21 protein-coding genes are annotated in these 19,595 nt (G+C 56.9%); 14 read left to right on the top strand and 7 right to left on the bottom strand.

The window, feature by feature from the left end; all coding sequences use genetic code 11:
* The first annotated feature begins 13 nt into the window (after nt 1–13).
* The 3 genes from JAO77_RS14350 (at nt 14) to JAO77_RS14340 (ending at nt 2,934) form a co-directional block, all read left to right on the top strand.
* A complete protein-coding gene (locus JAO77_RS14350; RefSeq protein ID WP_235998415.1) occupies nt 14–1,384 on the top strand; it encodes a peptidylprolyl isomerase in 1,371 nt (456 codons plus the stop codon).
* An 85-nt stretch (nt 1,385–1,469) separates the two neighbouring features.
* A complete protein-coding gene (locus tag JAO77_RS14345) occupies nt 1,470–2,435 on the top strand; it encodes an AAA family ATPase (RefSeq protein ID WP_198991022.1) in 966 nt (321 codons plus the stop codon).
* An 82-nt stretch (nt 2,436–2,517) separates the two neighbouring features.
* Nucleotides 2,518–2,934, top strand: coding sequence for a hypothetical protein (locus tag JAO77_RS14340; RefSeq protein ID WP_144847003.1), 417 nt, complete (start codon nt 2,518–2,520; stop codon nt 2,932–2,934).
* 115 nt (nt 2,935–3,049) lie between these two features.
* On the opposite strand, the gene JAO77_RS14335 is transcribed toward JAO77_RS14340, so the two are convergent.
* Nucleotides 3,050–3,937 (bottom strand): SDR family NAD(P)-dependent oxidoreductase, encoded by an 888-nt coding sequence (locus JAO77_RS14335; RefSeq protein ID WP_198991021.1) that lies wholly within the window; start codon nt 3,935–3,937, stop codon nt 3,050–3,052.
* A gap of 70 nt (nt 3,938–4,007) precedes the next feature.
* Here JAO77_RS14335 and JAO77_RS14330 point away from each other — a divergent pair, with 70 nt between their 5' ends.
* Nucleotides 4,008–4,610, top strand: a complete 603-nt coding sequence (locus JAO77_RS14330; RefSeq protein WP_198991020.1) for a GNAT family N-acetyltransferase — start codon at nt 4,008–4,010, stop codon at nt 4,608–4,610.
* 9 nt (nt 4,611–4,619) lie between these two features.
* Here the strand turns inward: JAO77_RS14330 and JAO77_RS14325 are convergent, their stop codons facing one another.
* Nucleotides 4,620–5,738, bottom strand: coding sequence for a lipid A deacylase (locus JAO77_RS14325; RefSeq protein ID WP_502213820.1), 1,119 nt, complete (start codon nt 5,736–5,738; stop codon nt 4,620–4,622).
* Nucleotides 5,739–6,031: 293 nt separating this feature from the next.
* Here JAO77_RS14325 and recA point away from each other — a divergent pair, with 293 nt between their 5' ends.
* The 9 genes from recA (at nt 6,032) to tsf (ending at nt 13,673) form a co-directional block, all read left to right on the top strand.
* Entirely contained in the window at nt 6,032–7,120 is a 1,089-nt protein-coding gene (recA, locus tag JAO77_RS14320; protein WP_198991018.1) for a recombinase RecA, read from the top strand.
* A gap of 151 nt (nt 7,121–7,271) precedes the next feature.
* Entirely contained in the window at nt 7,272–8,093 is an 822-nt protein-coding gene (locus JAO77_RS14315; protein ID WP_198991017.1) for a DUF3108 domain-containing protein, read from the top strand.
* A 111-nt stretch (nt 8,094–8,204) separates the two neighbouring features.
* On the top strand, nt 8,205–8,924 hold the full coding sequence (locus JAO77_RS14310) for a response regulator (RefSeq protein ID WP_198991016.1): 720 nt from the start codon (nt 8,205–8,207) through the stop codon (nt 8,922–8,924).
* 126 nt (nt 8,925–9,050) lie between these two features.
* Entirely contained in the window at nt 9,051–10,118 is a 1,068-nt protein-coding gene (locus JAO77_RS14305; protein WP_198991015.1) for a sensor histidine kinase, read from the top strand.
* Nucleotides 10,119–10,154: 36 nt separating this feature from the next.
* Nucleotides 10,155–10,868 carry an RluA family pseudouridine synthase gene (locus JAO77_RS14300; RefSeq protein WP_198991014.1) on the top strand — a complete coding sequence of 238 codons (714 nt, stop codon included), beginning with the start codon at nt 10,155–10,157 and terminating at the stop codon, nt 10,866–10,868.
* A 130-nt stretch (nt 10,869–10,998) separates the two neighbouring features.
* A complete protein-coding gene (gene rplM / locus JAO77_RS14295; RefSeq protein ID WP_144846987.1) occupies nt 10,999–11,451 on the top strand; it encodes a 50S ribosomal protein L13 in 453 nt (150 codons plus the stop codon).
* A 45-nt stretch (nt 11,452–11,496) separates the two neighbouring features.
* Complete coding sequence (gene rpsI, locus JAO77_RS14290; protein ID WP_198991013.1) at nt 11,497–11,883, top strand: 30S ribosomal protein S9; 387 nt, start codon at nt 11,497–11,499, stop codon at nt 11,881–11,883.
* A 21-nt stretch (nt 11,884–11,904) separates the two neighbouring features.
* Nucleotides 11,905–12,678, top strand: coding sequence for a 30S ribosomal protein S2 (gene rpsB, locus JAO77_RS14285; protein WP_144846983.1), 774 nt, complete (start codon nt 11,905–11,907; stop codon nt 12,676–12,678).
* Nucleotides 12,679–12,836: 158 nt separating this feature from the next.
* On the top strand, nt 12,837–13,673 hold the full coding sequence (gene tsf, locus JAO77_RS14280) for a translation elongation factor Ts (protein ID WP_144846981.1): 837 nt from the start codon (nt 12,837–12,839) through the stop codon (nt 13,671–13,673).
* 98 nt (nt 13,674–13,771) lie between these two features.
* Here the strand turns inward: tsf and JAO77_RS14275 are convergent, their stop codons facing one another.
* Genes JAO77_RS14275 through JAO77_RS14265 form a run of 3 tightly spaced genes read right to left on the bottom strand, consistent with a single transcriptional unit; the run spans nt 13,772 to nt 15,544 of the window.
* Nucleotides 13,772–14,479, bottom strand: coding sequence for an SHOCT domain-containing protein (locus tag JAO77_RS14275; protein WP_198991012.1), 708 nt, complete (start codon nt 14,477–14,479; stop codon nt 13,772–13,774).
* Nucleotides 14,480–14,508: 29 nt separating this feature from the next.
* A complete protein-coding gene (locus JAO77_RS14270) occupies nt 14,509–15,240 on the bottom strand; it encodes a hypothetical protein (RefSeq protein WP_198991011.1) in 732 nt (243 codons plus the stop codon).
* A 43-nt stretch (nt 15,241–15,283) separates the two neighbouring features.
* A complete protein-coding gene (locus tag JAO77_RS14265; protein ID WP_198991010.1) occupies nt 15,284–15,544 on the bottom strand; it encodes a hypothetical protein in 261 nt (86 codons plus the stop codon).
* Nucleotides 15,545–15,717: 173 nt separating this feature from the next.
* Between JAO77_RS14265 and JAO77_RS14260 the strand changes: the two genes are divergently transcribed.
* Nucleotides 15,718–15,897, top strand: a complete 180-nt coding sequence (locus JAO77_RS14260; protein ID WP_198991009.1) for a hypothetical protein — start codon at nt 15,718–15,720, stop codon at nt 15,895–15,897.
* A gap of 18 nt (nt 15,898–15,915) precedes the next feature.
* On the opposite strand, the gene JAO77_RS14255 is transcribed toward JAO77_RS14260, so the two are convergent.
* Both JAO77_RS14255 and JAO77_RS14250 read right to left on the bottom strand, forming a co-directional pair.
* On the bottom strand, nt 15,916–17,235 hold the full coding sequence (locus JAO77_RS14255; RefSeq protein ID WP_235998414.1) for an MFS transporter: 1,320 nt from the start codon (nt 17,233–17,235) through the stop codon (nt 15,916–15,918).
* A gap of 119 nt (nt 17,236–17,354) precedes the next feature.
* Entirely contained in the window at nt 17,355–19,523 is a 2,169-nt protein-coding gene (locus tag JAO77_RS14250; RefSeq protein WP_198991008.1) for an FUSC family protein, read from the bottom strand.
* Nucleotides 19,524–19,595 lie beyond the last annotated feature (72 nt).

Genomic DNA, 19,595 nt, shown 5'->3' with positions numbered 1-19,595 from the left:
TATCCTTAAGCGTTTGCCTGCGCTCGCTATTCTGGCTTTATTCTCCCTGCTAGCCGTGCCGCACACCAGCCAGGCCCAGCTTGGCATCAGCCGCCCCCGCGGCCAGGAGTTGGTAGACGGCATTATTGTGAAGGTAGACAACCAGATAGTACTGCGCTCAGAGGTCGAAAATATCTACGGCCAGGAAGTAGCACGCGCCCAGGGCAAGCCCCTGCCGCCCGACTTGAAATGCAAGATTCTGCAAAGCCTAGTACTGAACCGCCTCATGCTAGCGCGCGCCGAGGTTGACTCCGTCACTGTTACTGACCAGCGCGTTAACTCAGAGCTAGACCGCCGCATGGCGTACTTCGTACAGCAAATAGGCTCCGAAAAGAAGCTGGAAGAGCTGTACAACAAGTCTATCCGCGCCCTGAAAGAAGACCTACGCACCCAGGTGCGTGACCAGCTCGTGCAGCAGGAAATGCAGGATAAGATTGCGGGCAAGGTAGCCGTGACGCCACGCGAGGTAAAAGAGTACTTTGAGAAGGTACCTAAGGACAGCGTGCCTTACTTCTCCACCGAAGTTGAAGTAGGCCAGATAGTTATTCCGGCTCAGGTGAATGACGAGGCTAAGCAGGCAGCCATTGCCAAGCTCAACGAACTGCGGGCGCGCATCTTGGCCGGCGAAAAGTTTGAAACGCTGGCCAAAGAGTTTTCGCAAGACCCCGGCTCGGCCGTGGAGGGTGGCTACCTAGGCTTCTTCAAGCGCGGCGAACTGGTGCCGCCCTACGAAGCGGCTGCCCGCAAGCTGGAGCCCGGCCAGTTGTCGCCGATAGTTGAGTCGCAGTTTGGCTTCCACCTCATTCAGCTCATCGAGCGCAAAGGCGAGTCGTATTCAACGCGCCACATCCTGCTGAAGCCGGCTACTGGCACTACCGATGTAAGCGCCTCTGCGGCGAAGCTGGCTAAGATTCGCCGCCAGATTCTCAGCGACAGCATCTCCTTTGCCAAAGCGGCTAAAGAATACAGCGAAGACAAGATGAGCAGCGCCAATGGTGGCTTGCTTGCCAACCGCCAGGATGGGGGCTCGCGCCTGCCGCTCGACAAGCTCGACCCGGCCATCTTCTTCACCATCGACACTATGAAGGTGGGCCACATTACTCCGCCCCTGCCCTACCGCACCGACGACGGCAAGGATGCCATGCGCATTCTCTATCTTAAGTCGAACATCCCGCCGCACCAAGCCAACCTGACCGACGACTACCAGAAGATTTCGCAGGCGGCACTGGCCCAGAAAAAGAGCCGCGCCTTGGATGAGTGGTACGATAAGAACCGCAACACCGTATACCTGGAAGTAGCCCCCGAATACGACTCGTGCAAGGTATTAACTGCCAGTACCGAGTAACTAACCTTTTCTGTGCTCCTAGGTTGTTTGTACCATTCCAAACGACCTAGGAGCACTGCCTTATTTACCAGAAGTACTTTAGCTAATGGCTCAATTTCAAAACGATAAAGAAGCTGCCGACTCGCTCACTCGTGCCTATCAGCAGCTGCGCCAAGAAATTGGGAAGGTAATAGTGGGCCAGGAAGAAGTAGTGCGGCTGGTACTCACGGCTGTGTTTGCCCAGGGACACTGCCTACTGGTGGGGGTGCCGGGCCTGGCCAAAACGCTGCTTATCCAGACAATTGCCGACTCGCTCGACCTTTCTTTCAACCGGATTCAGTTCACGCCCGACCTGATGCCCTCTGATATTGTGGGCTCAGAAACGCTGACGCAGCAGCGTGACTTTCAGTTTGTAAAGGGTCCGATATTCTCTAATATCATCCTGGCCGACGAAATCAACCGCACGCCCCCTAAGACCCAGGCAGCCCTGCTGGAAAGCATGCAGGAATACGCCGTGACGGTGGCTGGGCAGCGCTATCCGCTGGCGCGCCCCTTCTTTGTGCTGGCCACTCAAAACCCAATTGAGCAGGAAGGCACTTACCCGCTGCCCGAGGCGCAGCTCGACCGCTTCATGTTCAATATTGAGCTGGGCTACCCAAGCTACCAAGAGGAGCTAAACATTGTCAAGAACACCACTTCTGACCGCAAGCCGGTAGTGAGCAAGGTGTTGCATTCCGATGACATTCAGGCATACCAAGCCCTGGTGCGCCGCGTGCCCGTGGCCGACAACGTAGTGGAGTACGCCGTAGGCCTCGTGCACAAAACGCGCCCCAACGGCGAGCGCGCTGCGCCGCGCGCCAAGCAGCTGCTAGAGTGGGGCGCCGGACCTAGGGCCAGCCAATACCTCATCGTAGCTGCTAAGTGCAACGCGCTGCTAACGGGCAAATACTCGCCCGATATCGAAGACGTGCGCGCCGTAGCTTTGCCCATCCTGCGCCACCGCCTCGTGCGCAACTTCAAGGCCGAAGCCGAAGGCGTGACGATAGAGCAAATCGTAAAAGAATTATTGTAAGTGCGTGTTAGCTAGTGCGCGGCGCTTGGCTCAAAACAGTTTGCCAGCCTACGCTCCAAGTACTTGACACCAAGCCCCAACCATGGAAGCCCAAGCCTACTACCAACAATTTGAGCGCAACGTGCGCATCATTCTCGATGCATTGGCCGCGGGCCTCGACCTGCGTACCACGACCCTCGAAACGAGCTTGCCCCTCGAAGTATATGTGCTCTGCGAGGTGCTAAACCAGGGTGCCGGCGAACACTTCACATTGTCAGCTACGGGCGTGGCGCGCCTAGCCGAGTTTCAGCAGCAGTTTATGCGCCACGAAGACCAGACACTTGCTGCCATGCAACGGATTCTGGCCGACAAGCACGCGATAATGCGCACGCCCGAAGGCCGCGTACTTACCAAGGAGATGCTGATTCGCCGCCTAGAGTACTTTAATGAGGCTGCCCGGCAGGTGAACGTAATGCGCACGCAGCAGGCCCTAGGTAGCCCGCGCCAGTACGCCGTCTGAATTGCAGACCCGTCGAATTTTGTAGACGCTTTCTCATCACTAAAAATTGAAAAAGGCCACCTGCGAGGTGGCCTTTTTGCATCTACAAAATCCGACGAATCCGTAGTTCGGACGCTTAATGGCTGACCATTTTGCCTGCGTCATCGTGCCGTATCTCAGTGTGGCCGTCTTTGCTGTGCTGAATATTTAATTCGCCAGCCGGTTCTTTTTTGAGGTCGGCGGGTACTTGAGCCCCCGAACTGCTCTTAGAAATGGTGACGCCCCCATCCACAAAATAGATGGCTCCTGTCACGTAGCTCGCCTCATCAGAAGCCAGGAACAGGTACACGTTGGCTACCTCTTCGGTGGTACCGCGGCGGCCCATGGGTACGCCTTCTACTGTCTGCTTCTCCATTTGGGCGGTCATGGGGCCGGTTTCTTTGTGCGTCCAGGCCGTGTCGATGGGACCAGGCCCGACACAGTTGGCTCGCACGCCGTACTTGGCCTGCTCGCTGGCAATACCCTTGGTAAAGGCGTGGTTGAAGCCTTTAGTACCGCCGTAGGGCGTATTCATGGGCTCACCCATATGCCCGGCTTCCGAGCCGGCCGTTACAATATTGCCGCGGGTTTTCTTTAGCTCGGGTAGCGCCGCCCGGCTCATATGAAACGTAGTGTAGATGTTGTTCTTCACCATGTATTCGAAGGCTTCTACTGGATACTCGTCAAGCTCGGTAGCTGCCGGGAAAGCACCAGCATTGTTTATCAGAATATCGAGCTGCCCAAACTGCCCCACGGCGGTTTGTACGCAGGCCTCAGCCACGGCTTGGCTCGACAAGTCGCCCTCGAAGGCCGTAGCACGGCCCCCAGCTGCCGTTATTTCTTTTACTACGGCCTGCACGGGGTCTTCCGGAAAACCCGCTACCACCACGGCAGCACCTTCTTTAGCAAATTTTTTAGCGATGGCCTCGCCAATGCCTGCGCCACTACCGGTCACAATGGCTACCTTACCTTGCAGTCTGTTCATAGGAGATAAAGAAAAAGAGAGAAGTCTGCTTCTTTACTGGCTTCCTGGTCTGATGGTTATTTAATATTCCATGTTTGCCACTCCTCCCCCAGGTGCCAATTTGTGCCAGCTCGACACTGAGCGCCTGCGTCTGCGCCCCTATGAAGCCCGCGATGCGGCAGTGTTCTTCCGGGTGCTCGATGAGAGCCGCGCCCGGCTACAATTATCTTTTCCTGACCGCCTACGGTCGGTGCCAACGTTGGCAGCGGCGCCCACCCAGTTGGCCGCGTTCGCCCAAGACTGGCGCACCGGCCGCTTCTACGTATTTGGCATTTGGCATCAGCAAACCCAAGCCTATCTCGGCGACATTTGCCTAATGCCCCAGCGCGGCGGGCAGGCCGAAATTGGCTACTACCTAGCCGCTGAGGCCGAAGGCCAAGGCTACGCCCGCGAAGCCCTAGGTGCCATCGTACGGTTCGGGTTCGGGCAAGTAGGTGCGACGCGCCTGCTCATTCGCTGCTTTATAGATAACGTGCGAGCGCAGCAAGTAGCTCGTGCGCACGGCTTCCGGCTGCTGGGCGAGGAGCCCGCCACTGAAGGCCGCTCGTGGTTTCACTTCAATCTTTGGGACACCAGCCCGCCGCTGCCAGCCATTCTGCACTTTGTGCGGGAGCGCCGGCAATCAGCCACCTAGGGGCTCCGCCTATTGCTGCCCCACCCGCACGCGGCGGCCTACGTTGCCCAGCAGCCACTCTTGCCGAAAATTGAAATACACGCCAAACGAGAAATCCAGCAGTTTGGCGTTGAAGTCGTACACCGGCTCGACCCGCACCGTCACGGCTGCCGCATCGGAGATGCGAAAATCGCGCAGTAGCCGCACCAGTAGCAGGCGGCGCTCGGGGTCGGTGTAGCCCGGCGTGCCCTCGCGCGCGGCCACCGACTGGTAATAATTGCCACCTAGGGGAGCGTAGAAGCGATGCCCCTGCCAGTAGCTCAGCATGAGGTCGGCGTAGCGCGTTTCGAGCGTACCATTCAGGTACAAGCCATTACCACTCTGAAATGGCAACCTGTAGTTTGCCATCGAGTGGTCGTCGAAAAGCAGGCCATAGGCATTGAGCCGCACGGCCTGTAGCACCCGGCCCCGCAGTGGCAGCCGAGCCACCACGCCAGTAGCGTAGTTGAACAGCGTTTGGATGGGCGCGTGCAGCGTATCAATCTGCCCGCCCGCGTGGCGCGCCGTGAATTGCAGCGGAATAGAAATAGCTACTGGGCTGTTGTCGCCCGTCAGCCGGAAGCTGCTGCTGAGGCCGCCGGCTATCTGCTCCTGGTAGTTAGAGCCGGGGTACTCTTGCCGTAGCCAATCGACCCACACATCCAGAAAAACGCGCTTACTATTTAGCCGATATTGCAGCCCTTCTTCTAATGGTTTTAGTATTACCTGCTCAAAATCAAACAATGGCTCGATATAGTTATGATTGAGGTGCGGGCGAATATTACCGAAGATGAATTGTTGGTTACCTTTCGTCCAAGTAGCTCGGAAAGTGGGCCGAACCTGCCGGAGCTGCGAGTTACCAAAATCTTTCCAGAGAAATACCCCGGCTTCGAGGCGCAGGTCTTTGATAGGATAGTAGACGAGCTGAGGATTTAACTGCGTACCAAACAGCGTGTAACCCTGCACGATATCGTTGAAATACTCGTTGTCTTTGAAGAAGGTGAAGGAATTGATTGCAAACCTAAGGTCTCCTCCACTAGGTAGTTGATTTGGTAGAGCTAAAGAATCAATTGTCTTTCTAGCGTCTTGGGTACCCAAGCCACAAAGCATTGGTTGATTTACTAAATCAGCGCCAGGCCTAGATGATATAAATGCTCGATTATCTAGTTGTGCGTGCACCGGCCCGGCCGTAATTAGCACAGCCCCAAGCCATCCCAAAAATTTTAGAAAATTCCTCATATATTTCCGCTCTCAACGGCACAAAACCTAGGGTCGCTGTGTTAGAAAAAGCCGCCTGAGAACGGCCAAAGCGCCGCTCATTCGCCGGTGCTTTGCGCCCGACAATTAGCGGCCAACCGATAAAAGCACCAAACGTAACTACTTTTTCCCCTAATTTCCCCGACATGGCAGTTGCAACTGACAAAGCCGAGAAAAACGCCACCAACCCCGCAGCTGAGAAAGCCAAAGCGCTTCAGCTGACGATGGACAAGCTCGACAAAGCCTTTGGCAAAGGCACCGTGATGAAGCTGTCGGACCAAAAGGTCAACGACATTCCGGCTATCAGCACGGGCTCACTCTCGCTAGACATTGCCCTTGGCATTGGTGGCCTGCCCCGCGGCCGTGTGATTGAGATTTACGGCCCGGAATCGAGCGGTAAGACCACTCTGACGATGCATGCTATCGCCGAAGCTCAGAAGGCTGGTGGTGTAGCTGCGTTCATTGACGCCGAGCACGCTTTCGACCCGATTTATGCCCAGAAGCTGGGTATTGATACCAACAACCTCCTCATTGCGCAGCCCGACAACGGCGAGCAAGCCTTAGAGATTGCCGACCAGCTCATCAGCTCGGGCGCTATCGACATCATCGTTATTGACTCGGTAGCAGCTCTCGTGCCCAAAGGCGAACTCGAAGGCGACATGGGCGACTCGAAAGTGGGTCTGCACGCCCGCCTTATGAGCCAAGCCCTGCGTAAGCTCACCGGCACTATCAATAAGACGAACTGCCTCTGCATCTTCATCAACCAGCTGCGTGAGAAAATTGGTGTGATGTTCGGCTCGCCCGAAACCACGACTGGTGGTAACGCCCTGAAGTTCTACGCTTCGGTGCGCCTTGACATCCGCCGCATTGGCCAGATTAAGGAGGATAAAGACAACGTAACCGGTAACCGCACCAAAGTAAAAGTGGTGAAAAACAAGGTTGCGCCTCCCTTCAAAGTAGTTGAGTTCGATATCATCTACGGCCAAGGCATCTCGAAGGTAGGTGAGATTGTGGACCTAGGCGTTGACATGGGCATCATTGCCAAGTCGGGCTCGTGGTTCAGCTACGGCGACAGCAAGATTGGCCAGGGCCGCGAGGCCGTGAAGACTCTGCTGCTTGACAACCCCGAGCTAGCCGAGCAAATCGAAGCCAAAATCCGTACGCTTGCTAAGGGCGATGCCGACGTCATTCCCGTAGACATGAGCGGCCCTGAAGACGGCGACGACACGCTGTAAATCAAGGCGCTATGCTAGTAAAGCCCGCTACTACTCAGTAGCGGGCTTTTTTATGGCCTAGGGCCAGCCTACTTATTACTTCTATCCTATTTTTGTCTTGGCATTCTGTTTGTAATTATTTCCTAGGTATCGCGTTACATCTATCCGCTTTATGACCCGTCGCTGGTTACTCTCTCTTCCGTTTTTGCTGGCCTGCACGGCCTGGGTGCAGCGCACTGGCTCGGCCGAGCCAGTGCGCGTGTGGCCCAACCCAAGCTTTCAGGCCGGCGAGACTATTCGTTATAAAGTGCACTACGGGTTAATCAACGCTGCTGAGGCAGTAGTCGAGACCTCGGGTGCGCTCGACCGCGTGGCCGAGCGGCCCTGCTACCGTGCTACCGTGAGTGGCCACACGACGGGCTCCTTCGATTTCTTCCTGCACATCCGCGACCAGTGGCGCTCCTACATCGATACCACCAGCATTCTGCCGCTGCGAGCCACGCGCGACATTACCGAGAAGGGCTACCACAAGAAGGAAACCGTTGACTTCGACCATCGGCGCGACATTGCCGATGTGCAAGTTCATGACCGGGAAAATCCTACCCGTACCGCTTATAAGATTCCTAATAACGCGCAGGAACTCGTGAGCGGCTTTTATTATTTGCGCACGCTACATTACGAGCATATGAAGCCCGGCGATGTCATCAAAATGCCCGGCTTTTTCGACGAATCGGCCTTCAATCTGGAAGTTACCTTCAAGGGCCGCGAATTAGTAGAAACCAAGGCTGGCACTGTACGCGCACTGAAGCTGGTACCCAAAATGCCGAATAATAAGATATTCCGGGGTGAAGATGCCATCAAAGTTTACTTGTCCGACGACCGCAATAAGATTCCAGTACTCTTTCAGGCTGAGATGTTTGTGGGGTCAGTAAAGGTTGATATGTATAAATATGACGGCCTAAGGAGCAAGCTTAACCTCGTAACTGCCCAATAAGTAGCTAGCATCACGCCACTGGGCAACTCGTCACATAACCGTAACATACGGCTAGGTAGCTAGCGGGTATTTTTGCACTGCGAAAGTCCTTCTCCCTTTCGCCCAGTTGCCATGGCTGCTTCCGTCGCCCCACGGGCTGCATCAGCAAAAACGATAACCTACAAAATTCTGGTAGTCGACGACGACCCTGACATTGTCGAGCTGCTCGAATTTAATCTCAAAAAGGAAGGCTACCTCACTGCTTCGGCCGGCGATGGCCGCCGGGCTCTGGCCGTAGCCCAAGATTTTGTACCCGACATCATTTTGCTCGACGTGATGATGCCGCAGCTCGATGGCATTGCCACGTGCCGCCTGCTCCGCGAGCAGCCCCGCCTAAAGGATACCTACATCATGGTGCTCACGGCCCGGTCAGAAGAGTTTTCGGAAGTAGCTGCGTTTGAGGCAGGCGCCGATGACTTTATCGCCAAGCCCATTAAGCCTAGGGCGCTACTGAGCCGCCTGGCCGCCGTAGTACGCCGCGACCAGGACCCCCACGCCGGTGTAGAAGCCATTGACATCAACGGCTTGCGCATCGACCGCACGGCATTTGCAGTGTACCAAGAGGGTCGCAAAATCACCTTGCCCAAGAAAGAGTTTGAGCTGCTGGCTTTCCTAGCCGCCGCGCCCCATAAGGTATTCAGCCGCGACGAGCTACTCCAAAATATCTGGGGCAACGATGTCTTCGTGTTGGCTCGCACCGTGGACGTGCACGTGCGCAAGGTGCGCGAAAAGGTGGGTGACCACCACATCCAGACTATTAAGGGCGTAGGCTATAAATTTAACGCCGACTAGCGAGCTATTTGCCAGCTCGCGGCGGCCCCTATGAGCCAATGGCGCTGGATAGTACGAGGATTGCGGCGGAGTACTTCCTGGCTGTCTCGCCTAGCCTATTTCACCCATTCGGCCCGGTACAAAACGGTGGAGATATCCTCACGCACGATTGCCTTGCTTATTGCCCTGCTGGTGGCAAGCGTCCTCACGACGTTTGCCTACCTAGGGCCAGGCCTGCCGGTTCGGCAGGCCTTTTTGGCGGGCGGCATTACGATAGCCGCCTGTTTCCTGCTGGTATACTTAGCTTTTGAAGCGCTTATTTTTCGCGAAATAAACGGCATCTACGCTGGCCTTGAGCATATTAAGCGCAAAGAATTTAGGAAGCTAAGCAATCGATTTTTATTTCGTCCCGAGCCCCTCAAGCGTCTGCGCGATGAGATTCTGGAAACGGCCGAGCGCCGCCAGCAAGAGTTTGAAGAGCTAAAGCGACTGCAAGTGCTACGCCGCGAGTTTTTGGCCGACGTGTCGCACGAGCTAAAGACGCCGCTTTTCGCTGCGCAGGGCTTTGTGCATACTATTCTGGATGAAGAAGTAGACGACGAGGATGGCATGGACCCCGCCACCCGGCGCAAGTTTTTGCAGAAAGCCGCTAGCAGCCTCGATGCCCTCGACACGCTGGTGCAGGACCTAGTCACAATTTCGCAGCTCGAAAAAGGAGTGGTGCGCATGCGGCGCCAGCGCTTCGACCTCGCGGCCCTGGTCCAGGAAATATTTGAGCTACTAGAGCAGCAGGCCCAACAGCGGGGTGCCAGCCTCACGCTCTACCCAGCCCAGCTACCCGAAACCGGGCTGCCCGTAGTGGCCGACCGAAACCGTATTCGTCAGGTGCTTATCAACCTGATTGACAATGCGATAAAATACGGCCGTGAAGCAGGCGGCCAGGTGGTGGTATCGCTCGTGGCGGGCCGCGAGAGCGTGCGCGTGACGGTGCGCGACAATGGCGCCGGCATTGCCCCCGAGCACCAGGCGCGCGTGTTTGAGCGGTTTTACCGCGTCGAGAAAAGCCGCACGCGGGCCGCGGGTGGCACGGGCCTAGGGCTAGCTATCAGCAAGCATATTGTGGAAGCCCACAAGTCCAGCATTCGCATCAAGAGCGTTGTGGGTGAGGGCACCGCGATGGAATTTAAGCTACCTAGGCCGAAGGAAGTAAAATAACGGCACCCCTGAAGTAGTCGTACCTTTGTGCTTCGCATGAAGCCACCTAAGTTCAAAGACCTTATCTTGTTTGAGAACGACGATTATATCGTCGTCAACAAGCCGCCCTTCCTGGCCACGCTCGACGAGCGCATTGGCGTAGCGCCTAGCCTCCTGCGCCTAGCTCGCGAATACGCCGACGATGCCCAGGTGGGCCACCGCCTTGACCGCGACACTAGCGGCGCACTAGCCCTGGCCAAGCACCCCGAGGCCTACCGCAGCCTTGCTATGCAGTTCGAAAACCGCGAGGTAAGTAAAATCTACCACGCCGTAACCAATGGCGCCCCGCCACTGGAAAAGTTTGTGGTAGACCGCAATATCGAAACTACTAAGAGCGGCAAAGCACGCCTAGCTTTCAAAGGCAAGCCCGCCGAAACGCGTTTCACTACCCTCGAAACCTACGCCCAGCATGCCCTGGTGCAGTGCGAACCTGTAACGGGCCGCATGCACCAGATTCGCCTGCACTTAGCGTATGTGCAAACCCCTATCGTAAGCGACCACCTCTACGGCGGCGAGGATTTTTACCTGTCGTCGCTCAAGAAGAAATTTAACTTGAAGGAGGGTGAGACGGAGCAGCCGTTTATCAAGCGCTTTGCACTGCACGCTGTGGAGCTAGGCTTTACGGGGCTAGCTGGCGAGGCGATTAAGGTAGATGCCCCCTACCCCAAGGACTTCCGCGTGCTGGTCGAGACGCTACGGCAGTATCGCTAATTCAGCCAATTAGCTGACGCACCCTTGCTATTCTCCCCTAAAACCCGTACCTTTGTGACCGTTTTTCCCCAAGCCTGTTCGGCTTGGGGTTTATTGTCAATTGTTTAGCAGGTAATATTTACCAATCCTCATGGACCACCTGAGCTTCAAGACGACCCACGTCAACAAGGCCAACGCCCAGAAAAGCTGGGTTATCATCGACGCCAGCGTGGCCCCGCTGGGCCGCGTGTGCAGCCAAATTGCCAACGTACTGCGTGGCAAGCACAAGCCTTCGTTCACCCCCAACTCGGACTGCGGCGATAACGTGATTGTTATCAACGCTGACAAGCTGCGTGTAACGGGCAAAAAGATGACCGAGAAGGTATACATCTCGCACTCGGGCTACCCCGGTGGCCAGAAGCAGCGCACCTTGCGCGAGCAGATGAACCGCGATTCGCGCAAGGCTATTGAGCACGCTGTAAAAGGCATGCTGCAAGGCAACCGCCTAGGTGCCGAGCAGTTCCGCAACCTGTACGTATACGCTGGCAGCGAGCACCCCCACGAGGCGCAGCAGCCCAAAGTATACGAGCTGAAAAACCTGTAAATCATTGCTTTTACGGCCGACTTTGGCCGCATTATTTTCCACTAAATGGCAGCTACTAACACCTCTGGTAGAAGAAAAACCTCGGTGGCTCGCGTGTACATGCAAGCCGGGCAAGGGAATATCACTATCAACAACCGGGACATGAAGTCCTACTTCGCCAACGAATTGTTGGAGAACATCGTGAACCAGCCGTTGGCTACCCTCGAGCAGGTGGGCCAGTACGACATCCAGGTGAACGTGAGCGGCGGCGGCATCGCCGGCCAGGCCGAGGCTATCCGCCTCGCCATCGCGAAAGCCCTGGTAAGCGACAATGCGGAAGTGAAGTCGGCCCTCCGCAAGGAAGGTTTCGTAACCCGCGACCCCCGCATGGTCGAGCGGAAGAAGTTCGGCAAGCGCAAAGCTCGTCGCTCGTTCCAGTTCTCTAAGCGCTAATCGTTTAACCGTAGGAATATCATGGCTCAGTCCACCACTTATAAAGAGCTGCTTGACGCAGGTGCCCACTTTGGCCACCTCACGCGCAAGTGGGACCCGAAAATGGCGCCGTACATCTTCATGGAGAAGAACGGCATCCATATCATCGACCTTAACAAAACGCTGGCTTCGCTTGACTACGCTGCCAATGCTATTCGCAACATCGCGAAGAGCGGCCGTAAAATCATGTTCGTAGCTACCAAAAAGCAGGCCCAAGAAATTGTGCAGACGGAGGCTCAGCGCCTCAAAATGCCCTATGTAACGGACCGCTGGCTGGGTGGGATGCTGACGAACTTCGCCACCATCCGCAAGAGCTTGAAGAAAATGAGCACCATCGACAAGATGGTGAAAGAAAACACTGCCTACGCTGCCCTCGCTAAGCGTGAGAAGCTGATGCTGACCCGTGAGCGCGAGAAACTCGAGCGTGTAATGGGTGGTATCGCTGACCTGAGCCGCCTGCCCGCTGCCCTCTTCGTGGTAGACGTGAAGCGCGAGCACATCGCGGTGAAGGAAGCTCAAAAGCTGGGTATCCCTGTTTTCGCTATCGTTGATACGAACTCGAACCCCGAGCTGGTGCAGTTCCCCATTCCGGCTAACGATGACGCCTCGAAGTCTATCCAACTCATTATGAATGTAATGGGTAAGGCTATCGAAGATGGCTTGTCGGAGCGTAAAGTTGACAAAGAGGATGCCGACCGCAAAGAAGCCGATGAGGCTGCCATTGCGGAGAAAACCGAAGCTGACAACGAAGGCTAAGCCGCTCGCTTTTATAGCTTGACAAAAAGGGAACGGTCGAGGCAATTGCTTGGCGGTTCCCTTTTTTATTTTGCAGTTGCGTGGGCTTTGCAGCTCACGACCTAGGAATAACACTCCATTCACCCCCAACTCGCGGACTGAAAGTCCGCGCTACAACTATGGCCGCTATCACCGCCGCAGACGTAAACAAGCTCCGCACCATGACCGGCGCGGGCATGATGGATTGCAAAAAGGCTCTGACCGAAGCCGATGGCGACTTCGAAGCCGCCCGCGACATCCTGCGCAAGCAGGGCCAGAAAATCGCTGACAAGCGCGCTGACAACGCCACTTCAGAAGGCCTCGTGCTCGTGAACGTGAGCGCCGACGGCACTCAGGGCAAACTGGTAGCTCTCGCTTGCGAAACCGAATCGGTAGCCAAAGTAGCTGACTTCCGCACGCTGGTGCAGCAAATCCTGGACACGGCCGTGAAAACGAACGTAGGCACCAAGGAAGACCTGCTGGCTGCTAAAGAAGAAGATGGCCGCACCGTGCAAGAGCACATCACCGAGCTGACCGGCAAAATCGGCGAGAAACTCGACCTCACCTACACCACCCTGAGCGCCGAGAAAGTGGCTTCGTACATCCACTCGGACAACAAGAAGGGCGTACTCGTGGGCCTGAAAAACGTGGGCAGCGCCGACGTAGCCGCCATCGGCCGCGACGTGGCTATGCAAATCGTGGCCATGAAGCCCGTTGCTGTTGACAAAGATGGTGTGGACTCGGCTACGGTAGAGCGCGAAATCGAAATCGGCAAAGAGCAGGCGCGCGCCGAAGGCAAGCCCGAAGCGATGCTGGAGAAAATCGCTCAAGGCAAACTCAACAAATTCTACAAGGAGAACACCCTCCTGAACCAGGAATTTGTAAAAGACAACTCGCTGACCATCGCCCAACTGCTCGACAAAGAGTCGAAAGGCATGACGGTATCGGACTTCAAGCGTGTAGCAATCGGTGCTTAATTAGCGCCCCTAGGTTGCTTTACCAAAAAGCCCGCTGGCAATGCGCCAGCGGGCTTTTTACTTATTGAGCAGACGCTTTCCTCTGCTTAAGCTGTGCTTTAGATAGCGGTATCTGCGGCTATAGTCGTGGCTGGGACAGGCTTAGTAACTGGTTTGGCAGGTGCTACCGTTGGGCTGGTAGTAGCCGACGCCGCAGACGAATCTGCCTGAAATTGTGTAGCAGCGGGCTTAGCTACTGGGGCGGGCACGACCACGGGCGCCACACGTATGGTTTCGGGGACGGCGAGTGGTAGCGTGAGTTGCTCGGCCTGAGGGCCAACTTCGGGGGTCACACGCGCCGAGTCGGCAGCGGTTTGGCTGGTGCTAGTGAGGTGCTCGTCGGGAGCGCTACTACCTAGGGTCAGATAAAGGACCGTGGCTAGCAACACGAGCGCCCCACCGATGATAAAGACTAGTGTGAGCGGATTGCGGCGCTCCTCGGGTGCCTCAATAGAGGGATTGGCTGGCGTATCTTCTATCAGCACGGGGGCGGCGGCCGTAAGCCAATCGGTGCCCTGGGGCGTAGCAGACGCTGGAGGTAGCTCTACCTGAGCCGACGCTATGGGTTCGGCAGCAGGCACGGGGCTTGACAGCGGCGGACCTAGGGCGGGAGTGGGAGCCGAGTCGGGAGCTGGCCTAGCCTCTTGGCCAAACACTAGCTTCTGCTTTAGCGCCTCAAACTCTTGGGGCGTAAGCGTGCCAGCGTCGAGCATTTCTTTGAGCTGGCGCAGGGTAGCAAGCGCTGAATTGGCATCGGACGGATTCATGCGGAGAAAGCTAGCGGCGGGGCAGCCCGTTATTTTTTGTCGATGGTGGCTAGGCGCTCGCGGCGGCGCTGCAAGCGAGCGCGCGTAAGCTCGCGCAATTGGGCATTATTGGTAAGCTGGAGGCTATCCTGATGCATTTGCAGCGCGTTAGAGCGATTTTTATTGGTGAGCTCGTCAATGCGCTTGAGGTTGGCGGCGGTATTGCTCTGAGCGGCTTGAATGCTGCGGGTTAATTTGTCTTGCTCTTTATCGGCAGCCGTCACGTCGCGCTCAGCTTCTTTCACTTGCACCTGGTAGGCGTTGGCACGGGCAGCTACGGCAAACTTGTCCATAATCTTGCGCAGGCCTTTAAACTCGGACACCGTGCGCGTGGGCTCAAAGTACGTTTTATCGCCGAAGCCGCCGAAAAAGGCAATTTCAGTAGTCGAATCATTCACCGCACTCAGATTAACATACAGTGTGACGGGCCGGCTCGAAATGCCGACGTTTGACACTTCCTGGGCTGCTAGCTCATCTTTCTTGCCCTTGATACCTAGGGTGGCCAGCGCGCCGCTCTTGAAGCGAATGCCATAGGTGTCCTTCATGTAGTCTTGCCAAAACGTGCGAGTAGTTTCAACCGAGCCATCTACTTGTAGCAGGAGCGCGTCGCGGTCGCGCTTGTCGTGGGCGGTCACGCCGCTACTCACTTGGTAAAGCTGCGCCTGCACAGGCGCCGACAACGCTAGTAAACTGACTAGTAAGGCAAAGAAAATTTTAGGCATAAAGGCAGAAGTAAAAGAGCAGAAAGGTGGTATACGCAGAATCTTAGCGCAGGTCGTGGCGCGCGAAGGCAGCGCGCATGTCCTGCTGCATAGCTTGAAAGCGGGCTACAGCGGCCGCCAGAAACTCGTCATCGAGTAGCTGCCGAATTTCAACATCGGGTGGCTCGATGCCGCTCAGGTCGAGCTCGGCTACCTTATAGGTTTGCTCGATGGGGCCTTGCTCTAGCTTGAGCAAGTACTTGCCATTCCAGGCAAGCAGCGTGATTTTGACCTGAGGATATGGGATATCGGCAACGTGGCGCATGGCATCTTGCGAAGAAAAAACCTTACTATAGCGGCAAGTAATAGCGGGGCGAAGATAAGGCCACGTGGCGGGCCTAGGTAAGCTGCGCGTTAACCGCAGCTTGGCCCTCGCCGTACCAAAACCAAGCCACTCGCCCGCGATGTGGCCCTTGCTCACCTTTAACCTCTACTACTATGTCACAGGGAGATAAGTCCAAGTACACGGACAAGCAAAAACGCCAAGCCGAGCATATCGAGGAGAGCTACGAGAAAAAGGGTGTACCCGAAGACGAGGCCGAGGCCCGCGCCTGGGCCACCGTCAACAAACAAGATGGCGGGGGCAAGAAGCCGGGCGGCTCGGGCCGCAAGCACTAGCGCACCTTCTTTCTTACCCTAGGCCGCGGCCGCTGGTGCAGTAAGCTGCGCCTGCGCCGCGGCCTTGCTATTGGGGTCGAGGCGGTAGAGGGCTAGCAGCAAACCCATGAGCAACACTCCGCACCCCAGCCCGATGCGAGGTGCCGTGGTAACCTCTAGTAGCCAGCCATTGAGGTAGCTAGCTGTCACAGTACACAGATTGACCAGGGCCATATAGGTGGTGAACTGTGAGCCCTCAATCTTGGGGCGGCAATAGGCCATCAGTAACGGCATGGCCGACACACTTAGCAACGGGTCAGCGAGACTACCCATCATAACTCCTGCTATACCCATAGCTGGCACCACCCACAAAGATGACAAGCTACTGAACAGTAGTAGGAATGTAGCAAGTGCTAGTAGCACCCAGCGCTGAAGCTGACTTGCGCCTAGGCGGTCGGCCAGCACCCCACCAACCATTAGCACGCCGAATGATAGTATACTTCCCCATGTTCCCTGTAAGGTTGATAGAAAAGTATCGGCCCAGCCTATAGTATGAATAAGGTGGAAGTTGAAGGCATTGCCAAATAGCGAAGCCGACATGTAGCCGAGCACGATAATGCCAAACGCTCGCAGACTGTGCTTTTCGACTATACTGTGCCACAGCTCGCGAAAAAGCCACCCTAGGGAAGGGTTTTCTTCTTCCGTGAGCACAGGGCGGTCGGTCCGCTGAGCGGCTCCAAACTGCGGCAGCAAGCGGTCGGTGCGCTCAAGCTTGATAAAAAACGTGAGCACCGTGAACGCCAGCAGCACCAGCGACTGCACCCAGGCCGCCCGCCCAAAGCCGCCGTGGTGCAGCAGGTACGAAAGTGCCGCCCCGCCCACTGCCCAGCCCGCCAATGAGCCTGCCCGCATAAACGCATTGACGCGCCCGCGCTCGGCCACCGGCACTACCGAAATAGCAATGGCATCGACGCTAGCATCTTGAATAGAGGCGAACACGCTGTGCACAAAAAATACTACCCCTAGTAGCGTTAGCTCGCGCACGGGGTCGTGCACGAGCAGCAACGACAGCGAAGCCGCCACCGCCACCAGCTGCGTAAGCACCACCCATTGCTTGCGGTGGCCAATAATGGAGTATTGGTACTTGTCAATGAGCGGCCCCCATACAAACTGAAACGTCCAGGGTAGACCCACCGTGGCGGCAAACGAACCCACCGCCCGCGCCGAAAGCCCCTGCCCTATCAGGTAATTGTAAACCGCCGTGAGAGCGAACCCAGAGGGAATACCCTGCATCACGTACAGGTAGAAAAACGTAAAATAGCGCAGGCGGGCACTATCGCGCAGTACGAGGCTTTTCAAAGCGGGCGGGAAAAGGAGAGATAAGCTAACGGGGTAATTAAGAGCCCCTACCAAATGTAACTGCTACCAGCTCAGCAACTGCCGCCTAGCTTTCTCCTGACCCTGACCAGCCCCGTGCCCTAGGTGGTCAATACCTCGGTTACTTTGCTGAGGTCGGCACTCACTTTTTGCAAGAACCCTAGCTGCTCCAGCAAGGGCCGGTCGGCAGGCGAGGCAGGCACTTCGGAGCGCACCTCAGGGACGGGGGCGCTCTCCTCAGGCAGGGTGTCGGGGGCTAGGCGCGTGAGGCTGCGCGTGAGGGCAGCCTGGGCACTGGTAAGTGTGCGACGGCTCTCGGGCGAGGGGGGCGGCGTGGGCGTGGCGGTGTCTTGCAACGTGGCCGTGAGCGCGGCGATGTTGGACGACAGAATGTGATTGAGCACCACAAACTGATGAATCTCGGTAGGATGACGGCGCTTGCTTTTGGGCTCGGAGAGCATGCGCTGGAAAGCCGCCGCGAGGTTGGCCGATGCCACGTACACGTCTTTACGCCGCAGCCGGTAGGACGTGGCTGTTACTTCGCGGCCCGCCAGGCGGTCGGCCAGCTGGCGCAAATACGCAAGGTTGGCACGTAGCGTGGCAGCCATCAGGTCGCGCAACTGGTCGCTTTCCCAGCTCGGAAACAGCAGGTAGCCCGCACTGAATGCAATGGCGCAACCCAGCAGTGTATCGGTCACCCGCTCCTCAATGATACCTAGGTAGCCCGCCCCCAAGAAGGTGAACATGATGAGCAGGTAGGCCGTCAAGAATATCACCGTCACGATGTACTTGGTGCGCTGAAAGCTGTAGGCCACCACCATAAACACCACCAGAAACGCAAAGCGCACATCGCCGCTAGCTACTGTTTTGAGGATAACAGCCCCCAGTACCCCGCCCACCAGCGTGCCGATGATGCGCTCGATGTTGCGTTGGCGCGTGAGACTAAAGCCCGGCTTAAGCATGATGGTCACCGTCATGAGCACCCAGTAGTTGTGCTGACCGTGCCACAGGCTTTCGGCCAGCACATAGGCTATGGCGCAGGCCACGGCCATCCGGATGGCGTGCCGGAATACCGACGAGCTTAGCGTCAGGTTTTGGGTAAATGCGGAGAAATGCAGCTCTTGCCGGGCCACGAACTGCAGGTGCGTGGCGGCGCGGCTGGGCTCGGGCGGAGCTGTTTCGAGTAAGCTTTCGTCGAAGTAGCGGCGCAGGTTGGCAATGCGCCGGATGAGGTCGCGTAAGTTTACTAGTATCTTCAGCAGCACCCTAGGGCTGCTGCCGGTAGCATCGGCGGGGGTGGCCGCAATGCGGGCCTGCAGCCGGCTCCACTCGGCGGTGCGGTCGGGGGCTGGGCTACCGTAGGCGCGGTTGGCCTGAATGGCGCTACCTAGGTAGTCGAGGTCAGTGGCCAGGCGGTTTATGAGGGCCGCAATATCTACCAGCAGGCCGGTGCGGCCAAAGTCGCGGCGCAGAGCAGCGTAGTCGTAGTAGCCCGCCGTAATGTGCTCGTACAAGTCCACCGCTTCTACAAACGTGAGCACGAGGCGCCGGCTAGTGCTGGTGCTCTCATTTACGAGTTGGCGCGAGCGGAATATCACTTCGCGCACAGCCTCTTGCTTCTCGTTTACCGTTACCTGCTGAGCTACCAGCCGGCGGTAATCTTCTTCTAGGTCAGTCGATTCCTGGTAGAAATCGGCTTTCAATTGCAGAAAACCAGCCATAGCGTGCAGGCACTCGCCTAAAGCCTGCTGAGCGGGCCGGTAGGGCTGCAGCTGCTGTTGCAGCAGCGCCAGCACCAGGTACCAGCCACCGCCCAGCAGCAGTAGCAGCGCGTGGGGCAGCACCTGAGGCAACGTGGGCGGGTGGGCCAGCATTAGTACCATGGCCAGCAGCGTGGCCGAGCCCACCGAGCCTGCCCGCGCGCCCCAGACAAGCAGCATGGTGAGGGCAAACGCCAGCCCCACCACCTCTAAGCCCAGCAGCCAGCGGTAGGGCGCCACCACTCCCGTCAGGATAGATACTACAAATACCAGCCCTAGGCCAGCTAGCATTCCATTGCGCTTGTGCTTGGCGGGGCCCGGTGTGTCGGTAGCGCTCACGCACACCGCCCCGGTCGAGATGGTGATACCCGCCTCAAAATTGCCCCACTGCGCCCCTACCAGCGCCGGCAGCAGGATAGCCAGCGTGGTGCGCAGCCCATCGGAGAAGTGCTGGCTAAAGAAGAAATACGATAAGTCGCGGCGAGATACGTGCGGGAGCGAGGGCAACATGGGTACCGGCAAATACGGTCTGCATCCGGTTGAGTTTAGGCCACAAGCAAATGGCCAAGCGTGATATTACTC

The organism is Hymenobacter sp. BT559, assembly GCF_016427535.1.
Taxonomy (GTDB): Bacteria; Bacteroidota; Bacteroidia; order Cytophagales; family Hymenobacteraceae; genus Hymenobacter.
Note: the sequence above shows the minus strand (reverse complement) of the source record. Positions and strands in the feature narration are given on the sequence as shown.